This window comes from Pseudomonas sp. PS01298 (genome assembly GCF_029959745.1).
GTDB lineage: Bacteria > Pseudomonadota > Gammaproteobacteria > Pseudomonadales > Pseudomonadaceae > Aquipseudomonas > Aquipseudomonas aylmerensis.
The window spans coordinates 1-13,723 of sequence record NZ_JASCPP010000138.1; the positions used below are offsets into that span (position 1 = coordinate 1).

The 13,723-nt window shown below is 61.5% G+C and carries 17 protein-coding genes; 8 read left to right on the plus strand and 9 right to left on the minus strand.

Annotation, left to right across the window (positions count from 1 at the left end; all coding sequences use genetic code 11):
- Nucleotides 1-275: 275 nt before the first annotated feature.
- From QMX97_RS28765 to QMX97_RS28780, 4 genes are all read right to left on the minus strand, one after another.
- Nucleotides 276-467, minus strand: coding sequence for a PLDc N-terminal domain-containing protein (locus QMX97_RS28765; protein ID WP_003172956.1), 192 nt, complete (start codon nt 465-467; stop codon nt 276-278).
- A gap of 67 nt (nt 468-534) precedes the next feature.
- Nucleotides 535-1,065: a hypothetical protein gene (locus tag QMX97_RS28770; protein ID WP_282398026.1), complete on the minus strand. Its 531-nt coding sequence runs from the start codon at nt 1,063-1,065 to the stop codon at nt 535-537.
- A 41-nt stretch (nt 1,066-1,106) separates the two neighbouring features.
- Entirely contained in the window at nt 1,107-1,622 is a 516-nt protein-coding gene (locus QMX97_RS28775) for an ankyrin repeat domain-containing protein (protein WP_282398027.1), read from the minus strand.
- Nucleotides 1,623-1,717: 95 nt separating this feature from the next.
- A complete protein-coding gene (locus QMX97_RS28780; protein WP_120449289.1) occupies nt 1,718-3,544 on the minus strand; it encodes a long-chain-acyl-CoA synthetase in 1,827 nt (608 codons plus the stop codon).
- 395 nt (nt 3,545-3,939) lie between these two features.
- On the opposite strand from QMX97_RS28780, the gene QMX97_RS28785 reads away from it, so the two are divergent.
- Nucleotides 3,940-4,218 (plus strand): DUF3509 domain-containing protein, encoded by a 279-nt coding sequence (locus QMX97_RS28785; protein WP_003172952.1) that lies wholly within the window; start codon nt 3,940-3,942, stop codon nt 4,216-4,218.
- A gap of 59 nt (nt 4,219-4,277) precedes the next feature.
- Here the strand turns inward: QMX97_RS28785 and QMX97_RS28790 are convergent, their stop codons facing one another.
- The 4 genes from QMX97_RS28790 to aroC all read right to left on the minus strand — a co-directional run bounded on the left by QMX97_RS28790 (nt 4,278) and on the right by aroC (nt 7,608).
- Nucleotides 4,278-4,541 (minus strand): helix-turn-helix transcriptional regulator, encoded by a 264-nt coding sequence (locus QMX97_RS28790; protein ID WP_065903357.1) that lies wholly within the window; start codon nt 4,539-4,541, stop codon nt 4,278-4,280.
- A gap of 211 nt (nt 4,542-4,752) precedes the next feature.
- Complete coding sequence (locus QMX97_RS28795) at nt 4,753-5,283, minus strand: acireductone dioxygenase (protein ID WP_282398028.1); 531 nt, start codon at nt 5,281-5,283, stop codon at nt 4,753-4,755.
- Nucleotides 5,280-6,443 (minus strand): MFS transporter, encoded by a 1,164-nt coding sequence (locus QMX97_RS28800; RefSeq protein ID WP_282398029.1) that lies wholly within the window; start codon nt 6,441-6,443, stop codon nt 5,280-5,282. Before QMX97_RS28800 ends, QMX97_RS28795 begins: the two co-directional genes overlap by 4 nt.
- A 73-nt stretch (nt 6,444-6,516) precedes the next feature.
- Nucleotides 6,517-7,608, minus strand: coding sequence for a chorismate synthase (gene aroC / locus QMX97_RS28805; RefSeq protein WP_106803068.1), 1,092 nt, complete (start codon nt 7,606-7,608; stop codon nt 6,517-6,519).
- Between the two features lie 143 nt (nt 7,609-7,751).
- Here aroC and QMX97_RS28810 point away from each other — a divergent pair, with 143 nt between their 5' ends.
- Both QMX97_RS28810 and QMX97_RS28815 read left to right on the plus strand, forming a co-directional pair.
- Nucleotides 7,752-8,714 (plus strand): alpha/beta fold hydrolase, encoded by a 963-nt coding sequence (locus QMX97_RS28810; protein WP_065903365.1) that lies wholly within the window; start codon nt 7,752-7,754, stop codon nt 8,712-8,714.
- A gap of 99 nt (nt 8,715-8,813) precedes the next feature.
- Nucleotides 8,814-9,620 (plus strand): hypothetical protein, encoded by an 807-nt coding sequence (locus tag QMX97_RS28815; RefSeq protein ID WP_065903367.1) that lies wholly within the window; start codon nt 8,814-8,816, stop codon nt 9,618-9,620.
- Nucleotides 9,621-9,703: 83 nt separating this feature from the next.
- Here QMX97_RS28815 and prmB read toward each other — a convergent pair whose 3' ends face one another.
- Nucleotides 9,704-10,612, minus strand: a complete 909-nt coding sequence (gene prmB / locus QMX97_RS28820) for a 50S ribosomal protein L3 N(5)-glutamine methyltransferase (protein ID WP_065903369.1) — start codon at nt 10,610-10,612, stop codon at nt 9,704-9,706.
- 239 nt (nt 10,613-10,851) lie between these two features.
- Between prmB and QMX97_RS28825 the strand changes: the two genes are divergently transcribed.
- The 5 genes from QMX97_RS28825 to QMX97_RS28845 all read left to right on the plus strand — a co-directional run bounded on the left by QMX97_RS28825 (nt 10,852) and on the right by QMX97_RS28845 (nt 13,635).
- Nucleotides 10,852-11,442: a cysteine hydrolase family protein gene (locus QMX97_RS28825; protein ID WP_065903371.1), complete on the plus strand. Its 591-nt coding sequence runs from the start codon at nt 10,852-10,854 to the stop codon at nt 11,440-11,442.
- 142 nt (nt 11,443-11,584) lie between these two features.
- A complete protein-coding gene (locus QMX97_RS28830; RefSeq protein WP_282398030.1) occupies nt 11,585-11,905 on the plus strand; it encodes a hypothetical protein in 321 nt (106 codons plus the stop codon).
- 75 nt (nt 11,906-11,980) lie between these two features.
- Complete coding sequence (locus QMX97_RS28835) at nt 11,981-12,538, plus strand: Smr/MutS family protein (protein ID WP_282398031.1); 558 nt, start codon at nt 11,981-11,983, stop codon at nt 12,536-12,538.
- Nucleotides 12,539-12,616: 78 nt separating this feature from the next.
- Nucleotides 12,617-13,162, plus strand: coding sequence for a GTP cyclohydrolase I FolE (folE, locus tag QMX97_RS28840; protein WP_003442011.1), 546 nt, complete (start codon nt 12,617-12,619; stop codon nt 13,160-13,162).
- Between the two features lie 101 nt (nt 13,163-13,263).
- Nucleotides 13,264-13,635 (plus strand): glutathione S-transferase N-terminal domain-containing protein, encoded by a 372-nt coding sequence (locus QMX97_RS28845; protein WP_213554573.1) that lies wholly within the window; start codon nt 13,264-13,266, stop codon nt 13,633-13,635.
- Nucleotides 13,636-13,723 lie beyond the last annotated feature (88 nt).

The window sequence follows — 13,723 nt, forward strand, 5'->3', positions numbered from 1 at the left end:
AGACCAGCCACCCTCTCCAGCAACTGACCCACCGCTTTCGCGAGCAAGCCCGCTCCCACAGTTTTGATCGCTGCTCGGGCTTGGGATTCGGGGTGCTGCGGCATTTGAGCGGAGGGTACAACTCGGTTCCAACCTTGAAATACATCCCAAATGTGGGAGCGGGCTTGCTCGCGAAGGCGCTAGACCAGCCACCCTCTTCAGCGACTGACCCACCGCTTTTCGCGGGCAAGCCCGCTCCCACCTTTATCGTGCCCACTCCAGAGGGAGTGAGGCGCTTAGATCCGCACGTTGCCGCGCGGCCCGGCGATTGCCCAGATGATCAGGCCCAGTACCGGCAACAACAGGATCAGCAGGATCCAGAGCACCTTGGCCCCGGTGCTCGCGCCGCTTTTGAACACGTTGATGATCGCCCAGATATCCAGCGCCAGGATGATCAGCCCGATCAGGCCGTTGAAAGTGGAACCCATGGTGTCGCTCCTAAGTGAGGGCATGCACTTGTAGGATAGTCAGCCCTGGCCGGGGTTCCGTTTTATTTCAGACGTGTACGGCGACTTTCAACGCTTCCAGGGACGGCTCGGCCTTGATGCCGACTTCAGTGCACAACTCGAGCACGCGCGGCAGGTCATTGCCGTAGACCAGCACGGCCTGGATCTCATCATCGAGCAATTGGCTGAAATCCAGCAGCACATAGCCGCCGTCTTCCGGGCTCAGGGCGCTCATCTGGATCTGGATACGATTGAGCGCGGTCAAGTCCTCGGTCTTGGCCAACTGCTTGGGCTTGAGGTTGAACGCCACACTCGGGCCGAACGAGGCGACGATCTGCGCAAACAGGTCGCCATAGGTATCGGCCTGGAACAGCACCGTGTCCGGCAGGCTGCCAACCACCACCCACTCGCCCAACGGGATCGGGAAGGTGTCGTCGTAGTTGATGTCCGGGTTGGCCGCCAGGAAGGCCACCGGGTCGGCGTAGGCCTGGGCCGCTTCATCGGCGATGCGCGCCACCTCGTCTGCGCCCATGACCCCGGCGCTGATTTTGCTGATGAGTTCGACGAGGGCGGTTTTCATGGGGTGATCCTGTAGCAGGCTGGTTTTCGAGGGCGCACAGCCTACACCAGTTTTTGCAACTGCGCCGCCGTATCCGTGGCCCCCATGGTCTGCGCCGCTGCCAGCGCCGTAGCGCCCTGGGCGTCGGTGGTCTTGGGGTTGGCGCCCTGGCTGAGCAGGTAGTCGACCATTTCCACGCGATTGAACATCGCCGCCATCATCAGCGCGGTGCGGCCATCGGAGGATGCCGCTTCGACGGGCGTGCCGCCTTCGATCAGCGCCCTGACCACCGGCAGATTGCCCTTGAACGCCGCACCGGCAATCGGCAACTGGTTCTTGTCATTCGCGATCAGCGGGTCGGCCTTGAATTCCAGCAGTACTTTGACCGCTTCGGCGTGGCCGTGGTACGCGGACAGCATCAGCAAGGTGTCGCCGTTGTGGTTGCGAAAATTCGCCGGCAAGCCCTTGGCCAGCAACGCGGCGAGCATGGCGGCATCGCCCTTGCGGGCCACGTCGAAGACTTGCTCGGCAAACTCGGCGGCTTCGTCTTCGGTCATTTGTTTGGCGTGGTCTGACATGTGGGAACTCCGTGTCTGGTACTGAATAGGCGCCAGTGTCGCGACGGAGTTCCCAGCTGTCATGGCTTTTTTGTCAAAAGCGCCCATAGGCAGAATCAATAGCGGAACTGCCCACCCTGGATCTGCGCGAGTAATTGCCCGGTCACCGGCACATAGCAGTCGGACCCCGGCAGCCACGCGTACACCGGGTCATTGCCCGCCTTGTCCGGGTCGAACGCCTCCTCCTTGAGCCGCACTTTCTGATACTTGAAGGTGCCGGTGGTTTCCATCTTCACCTTGATCCGCAGGAACAGTGGCACCGCATAGTGCGGCAGTTGGCCATGGGCAAATTGCAGCAGCTCGCGCATGTCCAGTGAGGCCAGGGATTCGCTCGGGGTGATGGCGACCATGCCCGCGCGGCCATTGGTGTTTTCGATTTCTACCCCATAGGCCACTACCTCGGCGATCTGCGGGTGCTGCAGCAGGACGTTCTCGACCTCGGTGGTGGAGACGTTTTCGCCTTTCCAGCGATAGGTGTCGCCCAGGCGATCGACAAATTGCGCATGGCCGAAGCCAATGCTGCGCAACAAATCGCCGGTGTTGAAGTAGCGGTCGCCCTTTTCAAACACGTCGGTGAGGATCACCTTGCGGTTCTTTTCCGGGTCGGTGTAGCCGTCGAACGGCGATTTATCATCGATCCGCGCCAGCAATAGGCCTTGCCCGCCGGTTTGCACCTTGCGCATGAAACCATCGGCGCCCCGGATCGGCTCACCGCTGTCGTGGGCGTAGTCCACCAGCGCCCAGTGTTGCAGGCAGAAGCCGATGGTGTTGTCGAAATTCAGCACGTTGGTAAAACCGATGTTGCCGTCGCTGGCCGCGTACAGCTCGCAGATATGCTCCACGCCGTAGCGCGCCTTGAACTGCGCCCACACGCCGGGGCGCAGGCCGTTGCCGACCATCTTGGTGACCTGGTTATCACGATCGAGCCCGCTGGGTGGCTGGTCGAGCAGGTAGCGGCACAACTCGCCCACGTAACCGAGGGTGGTGGCCTTGAACTTGCGTGCGTCATCCCAGAATTGACTGGCGCTGAACTTGCGGCGAATGGCAAAGCCCGACGCGCCGATAATCGCCGACCCCCAGCACACGCACAGGCCGGTGGCGTGGTAGAGCGGCAACGTGCAATAGAGGACGTCTTGCGGGCCCATGTCCAGGGCGATGCTGCCGAAACTCACGGCGGTCTTGGTCCAGCGGCCGTGCTTCATGATGCCGGCCTTGGGCAGGCCGGTGGTGCCGGACGTGTAGATATAGAAGCATGGGTCGTTGAAGAAAATCTGTGCAGTGCTGGCGGGGTTGTCCTCCGCGCACTCGGCGCTCGCGGCCAGCAGGTCGAGGTAGCCCTCGGGCACGGCGGCGGGTTGCTGGTCGGCGACAAACCAGGTACGCCGGGCCTCGATCTGCACCTGCTCACGTACTGCGTCATAGGCTGCTACCAGCTCAGCGCCCACCACCACCGCCACCGGGCTCACCAGGTTCAGGCTGTGCACCAGCGCACCCTGGGTCTGCGCGGTATTGAGCATCGCGCAGATGCCGCCGAGCTTGGCCACGGCCAGCACACTCAGCAGCAGTTCCGGGCGGTTTTCAATAAACAGCGCCACCACGTCGCCCTTGCCGATGCCCTCGGCCTGCAGGTGATGAGCGATACGGTTGGCGCGCTGGTTGGCTTCACGGTAGCTGAGCACGCGGTCGCCATACAACAGCGCCGCGCCATCGGGATTGCGCAGGGTCGCTTGCTCAAAGTGCCAGCCCAGGCCGCAGGGCTGTTGGGGATCGGTGACGTTGGCGGCACGCATGCCGCGCACCACCCGTGGCAGGGCTCGAACGATGGCGGGCATCTTACGCAGCATCATGCCCCAGGTGATCATGTCGTTTTGCGGATGGCTCATGGAGGAACGTCCTTTTTCTTATTCTTCGTATGATCCAGAAACACCGACTCTTTTGTAGGCAGAAGGCCGAATGCATTGAAGGAAAATACGTCAGCCCCTCTTCGGCTGTACACGCGGGATTTGAAAAGTTTTGTATCCCGAGGGGCGCGTGCTGAAAAAAGGAATTTAGCCGCGTGCCGGCAGTCTTTATGGATAACGGCACGCGCAATTCGCCGGGTTGAGCAGCGCAAAATGCAGGATGCATGATGGCCATTCATGCAAATTGCACGAAAACGAAAAATCTCGTTTTTTATAAGCTACTGATTTACAACGATATTTTTAAAACACACTAGCTGGCACAATCACTGCACCTATCACTCCATGCTTGCCAACTTGAGCCAACGGAGCTGATAGACATGAGCCTGATCCAAGATAAATTCGCTTCAGTATTCTCCAACTACGACGTCACCACCCAGCCACGTCCCGACGGCGGCATCCTGTTGACCCTGCGCAACAGCGAAGGCAAACAGGTCAAGCGTTCGATTTCCTACCAGCAGCTGCACACCGCCGATCAACTCACCTGGGTGATCAGCGCCATTCGCCGCGACCTGGCCGAACAAGCCAGTGAGTTGCCGCAGATCTCGATGCTGCAGAGCCAGAACCGTTTTGCCCTGCCGACTTACCATTCGGCCTGAGCAAGCAACCAAAAAAAGGGCCGCAATGCCGTTGAGCATTGCGGCCCTTTTTCATGGATTCAGCACAGGCCTCGGCGCGCCGCCTCGTTCATCGCCTGCACGCGGTTGGTGACCTCCAATTTGCCGTAGATGTTGCGCAAGTGGAATTTCACCGTGGCTTCGGACGTATTGCGTATCTGGCTGATCTCCCAGACCGTCTTGCCTTCCGCGGCCCAGCGCAGGATCTCCAACTCGGTGGGGGTCAAGGGCTTGCCGGACAAGCTCAGCCGCCGCCTGACGGCATCGGGCACGCAGTACGGTGACGACTCCTCTGTGCCTATCATTAAGTTCTCTCCCTTTTATTGGCGGACGCCCTGTCAGCATTCGGATTCCTCCTATTGACAGGTGATATAAACATCGATGCCGCAGAGAGTTACATAACGAATGGTATTAAGGCGTAGGGCCCGCAACAAACAGCCGGGCCTTACAGGAATTTAAGTTTCTTCCCACAGCAACTAACAACTCATCGGGGTTGATGTTTGTAATTCGCCGCAATCAGTCGTCCAATCCGGGGAAACGTCGGGCGATCTCATCTCCCGTGAACGCGGGTACCTGGCCTTGAGCGTTATTGAACAGCCGCAGCGTGACCAAGTGCGGGTTCTCGCCAATATCAAACCAATGTGCAATACCCGCCGGGATCACCAGCAGGTCATGCTTTTCGCAACGTATGGCGTACACATAGTCGCCAATGTGCAGGGTGTACAAGCCTTGGCCCGCAATAAAGAAGCGCACTTCGTCGTCACTGTAACGGCGCTCATCGAGGAACTGCGCGCGCAGTGAGTCTTTTTGCGGGTGGTCGCCGGTGACGCTGAACACGTCCACGCGCTCGTAGCCCAGGGCGTCGATCTGCGCCTGGTACGCCGCGATCATTTGCGCGTCGCTGGCCCCCTGCTCGATGAGTGCGGGCTGCCAGCGCTCGAACCGCACACCGTGCTCGGCGAGGGTCGCGGCGATGTCGTCGGCATGGGTCAGGACCTTGTTCGGGGTATCCGGTGAAGTGACGGGGTAGACGGCGACATAGCTCATTGAGGGTTTCCTTGGTTCTGCTCTTGCAATCGAAGACCGATGATAACGGCGGCGGCCAGGGCCGCGACGCTGGCGATGCTGAAAGTCAGGGTCGGCCCCAACAGGTTCCAACTGTAGCCGGAATACAGCGCGCCCAACGCGCCGCCGGTACCCGCCAGGGCGGCATACAGCGCCTGGCCCTGGCCTTGTTGTCTAGCGCCGAAGCTGCGTTGCACAAAGGCGATGGCCGCCGCGTGAAAGCTGCCGAAAGTCGCGGCGTGCATGACCTGCGCCAGCAGCAGCACCCAGAAGTACTCGGCAAACGATCCCAGCAGCAACCAGCGCAGGGCCGCCAGCAGGAAACTGGCCAGCAGCACCCGGCGCAGCGAAAAACGCGTGAGGATGCGGCTCATGCCGAGGAACATCAGCACCTCCGCCACCACTCCCAGCGCCCACAGCATGCCGATCGTGCCCCGGCTGTAGCCCAAGTGTTCCAGGTGCAGGGTGAGGAAGGTGTAGTACGGGCCGTGGCTCATTTGCATCAGCGCCACGCAGGCATAAAACGCCAGTACCCCAGGGCTGCGTAACTGCTTGAGGAACCCCTCCCCGGCCAGGCGATTGCCGTGGCTAGCGGGTTGCGCATTCGGCACCCACAGGCTGGCACCGATGATGCCGGCCATGATCACCACGACGACTACCGGGTAGATGTCCAGGCTCAGCCAGTCGAACAGGCGGCCCATGATCACCACGGTGAGGATAAAACCGATGGAGCCCCACAGGCGGATCTGGCTGTAGCGCGAGGTCTGTTTTTGCAGGTGCGCCAGGGTGATCACTTCAAACTGCGGCAGCACCGCGTGCCAGAAGAACGCATGCAGTGCCATCACCAGGGCCAGCCAGGCGTAGGTGTGGCTGACGAAGATCAGCGAAAAGCTCACCAACGTACACACCGCGCCAAAGCGCACGATGGCCAGGCGCCGACCGGTGTAGTCGCCGAGCCAACCCCACAGGTTGGGTGCCACGCAGCGCATCAGCATGGGGATGGCCACCAGCTCGCCGATACGCGCGCTGGAGAACCCCAGATGATCGAAATACAGCGCCAGGAACGGCGCCGTCGCCCCGAGCAGGGCGAAGTAGAACAGGTAGAAGCTGGAGAGGCGCCAGTACGGGAGGGCTGGGGTCATTACCGGGGCTGCATCGCCGCCCGGCAAGAACAAGCGCCCTTGCCACGGCAAGCTCGCTCCCCCCTACAGGCGGTCACAGCTGGCCCAGCACCGGGGTGGTCACCTGTACATCAGCGTTTTGCCCACGGTTGCGCAGCAGGTGGTCCATCAGCACGATGGCCATCATCGCCTCGGCAATCGGCGTGGCGCGAATGCCGACGCATGGGTCGTGGCGGCCCTTGGTGATCACATCCACCGGGTTGCCGTGCACATCGATCGAACGGCCCGGCGTGGTGATGCTCGACGTGGCCTTGAGCGCCAGGTGCGCAACGATTGGCTGCCCGGAGGAAATACCACCGAGGATGCCGCCGGCGTTGTTGCTGAGGAAACCTTCGGGGGTCAGCTCATCACGGTGCTCGGTGCCGCGCTGCGACACGCAGGCAAAACCGGCGCCGATTTCCACGCCTTTCACCGCATTGATGCTCATCAACGCGTGGGCCAGCTCGGCATCGAGGCGGTCGAAGATCGGCTCGCCCAGGCCCGGCTTGACGCCTTCGGCGACCACCGTGATCTTGGCGCCGACGGAATCCTGGTCGCGGCGCAACTGGTCCATATAGGCCTCCAGCTCCGGCACCTTGTCCGGGTCGGGGCTGAAGAAGGCGTTGTCTTCGACGCTGTCCCAGGTCTTGAACGGAATCTCGATTGGGCCCAGTTGGCTCATGTAGCCACGAATGACGATGCCCTGGGTCGCCAGGTATTTCTTCGCGATCGCGCCGGCAGCCACGCGCATGGCGGTTTCGCGGGCCGAGCTGCGGCCACCGCCACGGTAGTCGCGCTCGCCGTATTTGTGATGGTAGGTGTAGTCGGCGTGAGCCGGGCGGAACAGGTCCTTGATCGCCGAGTAGTCCTTGGACTTCTGGTCGGTGTTGCGAATCAGCAGGCCAATGGCGCAGCCGGTGGTGCGGCCTTCGAACACGCCGGAGAGGATCTCGACTTCGTCGGGCTCCTGGCGCTGGGTGGTGTGGCGGCTGGTGCCGGGCTTGCGGCGGTCGAGGTCACGCTGCAAGTCTTCCAGGGACAGCTCGAGGCCAGGCGGGCAGCCGTCGACAATGGCGACCAACGCCGGGCCATGGCTTTCGCCCGCGGTGGTGACAGTGAACAGCTTGCCGAAGGTATTGCCGGACATGCAGAGCGCTCCGTGAAATCAGTTGAATCAAGTCAACCGTAATAACTTAAGGCGGCCAGTATACGCAGGCTAACTCACTAGTTCATCCTCGAAACCTTACCGGTAGACGTTGGTCCAACCGGCACCTTCCCAATGATGGCGCGATGATGCTGCGAGTTCTGCTTTTGACCCTCACCCTGTTTTCCAGCCTTGGCTTCGCCGCCTCCCCTGTCGTCCTGCAACGGCCCATCAGCCTGGACACCGGCAGCGGCGAGCTGTTTGGCTCGCTCTTGTTGCCCAAATCCGACAAGCCGGTACCGGTGGTGTTGATCATCGCCGGCTCCGGTCCCACCGATCGCAACGGCAACAGTGCCGACGGCGCACGCAACGACAGCCTCAAGCGCCTGGCCTGGGTGCTGGCGCGGCACAACATCGCCAGCGTGCGCTACGACAAGCGCGGTGTGGCCGCGAGCCTGGCCGCCACCCCGGATGAACGCAACCTGACCCTGGATGCCTATGTGGCAGACGCCGTGGCCTGGGGCAAGCAGCTCAAGGCCGATGAACGCATGGGCCCGCTGATCCTGCTGGGCCACAGTGAAGGCGCATTGGTGGCTGCCCTGGCGGCACCGCAACTGGACCCGGCCGGGGTGATCTCGCTGTCCGGCAGCGCGCGGCCGGTCGACCAGGTGATCCGCCAGCAACTGGCCGACCACCTGCCACCTGCCCTGTTGCTGCGCAGCAATGAAATCCTTGATCACCTCAAGGCCGGCCAGGTGGATGCCGATGTGCCTGGCCCGCTGGAGGGTATTTTCCGTCCCAGCGTGCAGCCGTATCTGATCAGCCTGTTCCGCGCCGACCCGTCGGCGGCCTTCGCCAAGCTGAACATGCCGGCGCTGATCATCCAGGGCACCAACGACATCCAGGTTGGCGTCGACGATGCCCGCCAACTGAAAAACGCCAAGCCCGACGCGCAATTGACGGTGATCGAAGGCATGAACCACGTGATGCGCATCGTGCCCAATGACGTAAAGCAGCAATTGGCCTCCTACAATGACCCGCAACTGCCGCTCGCCGCCGAGTTGGGCAGCCGCCTGGTGCGCTTTATCGACGGACTTCAACCCCGTTAAGCGACAATTTGCCTCCAGTCCTGCAGAAACCGGCCGATAAGCCCTGAGTCGACAGCAAAAAGACTGTCGACTCGCTGGGCTTGGACAGGATCGCGCCGCATGACAACCACTGAAGCAACACCGGAACCAATCGCCGACACCCCGGCTGAAAAAACCGAGGCCGTCGACGCGGCGCCCCTGCCGTGGGCGGATGTTCAGGCCGAGCATTTCAAGATGCTGCGCCTGGCGCCGCTGGCTACCGACCGCGCCACAGGCGTGCGGCCATTGCGGTTCGTGCAGTTCGGCTATGCCGAGCGCCACGACAAACGCCACAGCCTGTTGCGCATGGTCATCCAACTGCCGGGGCAGCGCGTGCGCCGTGAGCAGAACCATCTGGATATCTGGGTCGACCATGACACGCACCGCGTGCACTTCGGCCCGGGCAACAGCCTGGAAATCGAACCGGCCAACCGTGGCATCGGTCGCTTCCTGGTGGCCCAAGGCGCCGCCTGGGCGAAGAAGAAGTGGTCACACTACCGCGTCGACGGCGTCGACCTGGCCAATAAGGACGCCCTCAACGAATCCACGCGCCTGCGCCGCGATCACTTCCTGCGCATCCAGGGGTTTGATGTGGCTTACGCCGATGTGCAGCACCTCAAGGGCAACGTTCAGCCGGGCAAGGTCAGCGACGTGCTCGACAGCTGGAACACCGAGAAAGTGCAGTTCGTGGAAATTCTCGAAGCCGCGCAGATGCTGCAACAGGCCGAGCAGAACCTGGCGGAGCAGGAAGTGAAGCTGCGCAAGGAAGAAGAAAAGGTCACCAAGTTCAAGCGCGAAGACAGCGGCTTGCGCTTCACGATTACTTGCCTGGTGGCGTTTACCGTGTTTCAGGCGGGGTTGTTGATCTGGATTGCCACTCACCGGTAATGCAACTGTAGGCGCCCGGTTTGCCGGCGATGGTGGCCTCAAGAGAGCCATCGCCGGCACGCCGGGCGCCTACAGGGCGTGCTTCACACCCGAGCGGCAAAGACCGCTTGATGCTGGCGGCACTGCTCGGCCGTCAACATGAACACCCCGTGGCCACCGCGCTGGAACTCCAGCCAGGCGAAGTCCACTTCCGGATACAGCGCCTCGACGTGCACCTGGCTGTTGCCCACTTCGACAATCAACAAGCCCTTCTCGGTCAGGTGGTCTGCCGCTTCGGCCAGCATGCGCCGCACCAGGTTCAAGCCATCATCGCCACAGGCCAGGCCCAGCTCCGGTTCGTGCTGGTATTCGTCCGGCATGTCGGCGAAGTCTTCGGCATCCACATACGGTGGGTTCGACACGATCAGGTCGAAGCGCTGGCCCGGAAGGCCGTCGAAGCCGTCGCCCTGCACGGTGTAGACGCGCTCGTCGACACCATGGCGCTCGATGTTCTGGTTCGCCACCTCAAGCGCTTCGAAGGACAAGTCGCCCAGCACTACTTCGGCGTCCTGGAACTCGTAGGCACAGGCAATGCCGATGCAACCGGAGCCGGTGCACAGGTCGAGGATGCGCGCCGGTGGCTGGGCCAGCCAGGGTTCGAAGCGGTTTTCGATCAGTTCGCCAATCGGTGAACGCGGGATCAGCACGCGCTCGTCGACGATAAACGACATACCGCAGAACCAGGCCTCTTTCAGCAGGTAGGCGGTAGGCACGCGCTCGTGGATACGTCGATGCAGCAAGCGCTGCACGTGGGAGATTTCCTCTTCTTCCAGATTGCAATCCAGGTAGCTGTCGGCGATTTCCCACGGCAGGTGCAGGGCGCCGAGCACCAATTGTCGGGCCTCGTCCCAGGCGTTGTCGGTGCCATGGCCAAAAAACAGGTCTTCCCCATGGAAACGGCTGACAGCCCAACGGATGTGGTCGCGCAAGGTGCGCAGGCGGGAAGTGATCACGGGGGCAGACTCCTGGAAAAAACGACTGGCGATTCTAACAGCCTTCGCCTGTACCGACGATGTACGAAAAGCCCAGGCCATACGTCGGATTTCATCCAAATTGCCATCATTCGGTTAAACAAGCCGCCCACTTGACATGGCTGCACGTCAACAACGGCGTACCTTACGATGGTAGCGATTCACAGAACCGCTCAGCCAGTGGACAATGTCACAAAAGCCCCCCTCACAGGAGCCCCAGAATGTCCGTTCCAAAGACGATGTTTCAACTCAGCGGTCGTGGTTATGCGGCAGCCAACCTTGGCCATGCGACCCTCGTGATCATCGATGCCCAGAAGGAATACCTCAGCGGCCCGCTCGCCCTCTCGGGCATGGACGCGGCGGTCGCCAACATCCAGCAACTGGCCGCTGCCGCGCGCAACGCCGGGCGCCCGATCGTGCATGTGCGTCACCTGGGCACCGTTGGCGGCCTGTTCGACCCGCAAGGTGAGCGCGGCGAATTCATCCCCGGCCTGGAACCTGTCGGCGACGAGACCATCATCGGCAAACTGCTGCCCAGCGCGTTCCACGGCACTGGCCTGGAAAAACACCTGCAGGACCTTGGCTCCCTGGACCTGATCGTCTGCGGTTTCATGAGTCACTCCAGCGTCAGCACCACCGTGCGCGCCGCCAAGAACCTGGGCTTTCGCTGCACCCTGGTCGAAGACGCCTGTGCGACACGCGACCTGCCCTACAAGGGCGGCATCCTCAGCGCCGAGCACGTGCAACAGACCGAAATGGCCATCATGGCCGACAACTTCGCGACCCTCGCGCTGACCAAAGATCTGATCTGATCGACCCATGGGATGAGCGGCGCGGCATGTTTTATGTCCCGCTCATCTGCAAATGCCTGTCATTTGCTGCAATTACCTCGGGTACAGGAACAACCTGTGTATCTTCCGGTCGAAGGGCCGATACCCTGGAGGAAAGGTCGGAATGAAGATATCCGATGGTTTTGATGCTCGTCGCTTGCGCCCCAAGGGCCCGAGCAACTGGCGTCTGCGCCTGGTGGCCGGCATTGCCGCGCTGCTGGCGATTTTTGGTGTGCTGCTGGCGGGTGCGGGTGCCGCTGGTTTATTCGGTCACTCGCCGGCCCTTGGCGAACTGAATGCCAGCCCCGGTGGCTCGGCGATCTTGGCGATCATTGGCCTGCTGGTGCTGTGGCTGGGCGTCTGGCTGTGGCGTCGCAGCCGTCGGAAGATGCGTCAGCCGTTGTCGCTGAACATCGCTTCACACCTGATGAAAAAGCACGACTGATGGCGCTTGGATAGCGTTTCCTGCGCCCTGGCCGCCGCGATTTAGGTAAACTGCCCGCCCTTCGCGGAGGCTGACATGCAAGACGACGATTTTTCCCTGTTCAAAAACGAGCTGCGCGGCGTCAAGCCGATCAAGCACGACCGCGCCGACACCGGCAAACCCAAGGCCGACCGGGCGCAGATCGCCAAACTGCGCCAGGCTGCATCCGTGCGCACCGACGCCACCACCGTGGATGGCCTGTCGGACCAGTTCGTGATCGACGTCGGCCCCGAAGACGAACTCATGTGGGCCCGCGACGGCGTGCAGGAAAGCCAGATGCGCAAGCTCAAGGCCGGCCAGATTCCGTTCGAAGGCAGCCTCGACCTGCACGGCATGACCGTGGAAAAAGCCCGCGAAACCCTGTGGGCCTTCCTTGCCGAAGCCACCAAATTTGAAATCCGCTGCGTGCGCGTCACCCACGGCAAGGCTGTGCGACTGGACGGCAAGCGTCCGATGATCAAAAGCCACGTCAACACCTGGCTGCGCCAGCACACCCAGGTACTCGGCTTCACCTCCTGCCAGGCCCGCCACGGCGGCGCGGGGGCAGTGTATGTGATGCTCAAGCGCACCATGATGGAAGGGCGTGACGAGTAACAAGTGCCATCGTCAGGCTTGCAGCGATGTGCCCGCCACCGTAACCTTGCGCTTTGCGAAAATCCCACAGGTAGTTTCATGTCCCTGGAACAGAATTACACCGCGATCCTCGGCCAACTCGGCGAGGACGTTTCCCGCGAGGGCCTGCTCGACACGCCAAAGCGTGCCGCCAAGGCGATGCAGTACCTTTGCCGCGGCTATGAACAGACCCTGGAAGAAGTCACCAACGGTGCCTTGTTCAGCTCTGACAACAGCGAAATGGTGCTGGTCAAGGACATCGAGTTGTATTCGTTGTGCGAACACCACCTGCTGCCGTTTATCGGCAAGGCGCACGTTGCCTACATCCCGAGCGGCAAAGTGCTGGGCCTGTCGAAGGTCGCGCGGATTGTCGACATGTATGCGCGCCGCCTGCAGATCCAGGAAAACCTCAGTCGCCAGATCGCCGATGCGGTGATGCAAGTGACGGGTGCCCTGGGCGTGGCCGTCGTGATCGAGGCCAAGCACATGTGCATGATGATGCGCGGTGTCGAGAAACAGAATTCCTCGATGATCACCTCGGTGATGCTGGGTGAGTTCCGCGAAAACGCGGCCACCCGCAGCGAATTCCTCAGCCTGATCAAGTAATCGTCTGAGTAGGAAAAAACCGGCGTTCATCGCCGGTTTTTTTTCGCCTGCAGAAATCAGGTAAGCTGCGGCCCCTTCTTCATGGGCAAGAGGTTTCAGCCATGTTCGTCAAAGCACTTCGAGTGGGCCTCGGCCACGTCATCATCGCGGGCGACTTCCTTACCCGTCCGCGTAAAAAGCAGCGCCCCGCCGAACAACAGGCACAGGTCAACGAAGCGGCCAAGGGCCTGACCCTGTATCAATTCCACGCCTGCCCGTTCTGTGTGAAGACTCGCCGCACCCTGCACCGCCTGAATGTGCCGGTGGCGCTCAAGGATGCGAAAAACAACGAGCAGGACCGCCAGACCCTGCTGGAGCAAGGCGGCAAGGTCAAAGTGCCGTGCCTGCGCATCGAAGAAAACGGCCAGACCACCTGGATGTATGACTCCAAGGTCATCATCGATTACCTGGACAAGCGCTTCGCCGCCGTCTGACAAACACTGAAGATCAAACGTGGGAGCGGGCTTGCTCGCGAAAGCGGCGGATCAGTCAATCAATCTATCGACTGACACAGCGCATTCG

What these genes read in the sequence shown, in the direction of transcription:
- QMX97_RS28765 (WP_003172956.1), bottom strand. Translation starts at nt 467, where the DNA reads ATGGGTTCCACTTTCAACGGCCTGATCGGGCTGATCATCCTGGCGCTG.
- QMX97_RS28770 (WP_282398026.1), bottom strand. Translation starts at nt 1,065, where the DNA reads ATGAAAACCGCCCTCGTCGAACTCATCAGCAAAATCAGCGCCGGGGTC.
- QMX97_RS28775 (WP_282398027.1), bottom strand. Translation starts at nt 1,622, where the DNA reads ATGTCAGACCACGCCAAACAAATGACCGAAGACGAAGCCGCCGAGTTT.
- QMX97_RS28780 (WP_120449289.1), bottom strand. Translation starts at nt 3,544, where the DNA reads ATGAGCCATCCGCAAAACGACATGATCACCTGGGGCATGATGCTGCGT.
- QMX97_RS28785 (WP_003172952.1), top strand. Translation starts at nt 3,940, where the DNA reads ATGAGCCTGATCCAAGATAAATTCGCTTCAGTATTCTCCAACTACGAC.
- QMX97_RS28790 (WP_065903357.1), bottom strand. Translation starts at nt 4,541, where the DNA reads ATGATAGGCACAGAGGAGTCGTCACCGTACTGCGTGCCCGATGCCGTC.
- QMX97_RS28795 (WP_282398028.1), bottom strand. Translation starts at nt 5,283, where the DNA reads ATGAGCTATGTCGCCGTCTACCCCGTCACTTCACCGGATACCCCGAAC.
- QMX97_RS28800 (WP_282398029.1), bottom strand. Translation starts at nt 6,443, where the DNA reads ATGACCCCAGCCCTCCCGTACTGGCGCCTCTCCAGCTTCTACCTGTTC.
- aroC (WP_106803068.1), bottom strand. Translation starts at nt 7,608, where the DNA reads ATGTCCGGCAATACCTTCGGCAAGCTGTTCACTGTCACCACCGCGGGC.
- QMX97_RS28810 (WP_065903365.1), top strand. Translation starts at nt 7,752, where the DNA reads ATGATGCTGCGAGTTCTGCTTTTGACCCTCACCCTGTTTTCCAGCCTT.
- QMX97_RS28815 (WP_065903367.1), top strand. Translation starts at nt 8,814, where the DNA reads ATGACAACCACTGAAGCAACACCGGAACCAATCGCCGACACCCCGGCT.
- QMX97_RS28825 (WP_065903371.1), top strand. Translation starts at nt 10,852, where the DNA reads ATGTCCGTTCCAAAGACGATGTTTCAACTCAGCGGTCGTGGTTATGCG.
- QMX97_RS28830 (WP_282398030.1), top strand. Translation starts at nt 11,585, where the DNA reads ATGAAGATATCCGATGGTTTTGATGCTCGTCGCTTGCGCCCCAAGGGC.
- QMX97_RS28835 (WP_282398031.1), top strand. Translation starts at nt 11,981, where the DNA reads ATGCAAGACGACGATTTTTCCCTGTTCAAAAACGAGCTGCGCGGCGTC.
- folE (WP_003442011.1), top strand. Translation starts at nt 12,617, where the DNA reads ATGTCCCTGGAACAGAATTACACCGCGATCCTCGGCCAACTCGGCGAG.
- QMX97_RS28845 (WP_213554573.1), top strand. Translation starts at nt 13,264, where the DNA reads ATGTTCGTCAAAGCACTTCGAGTGGGCCTCGGCCACGTCATCATCGCG.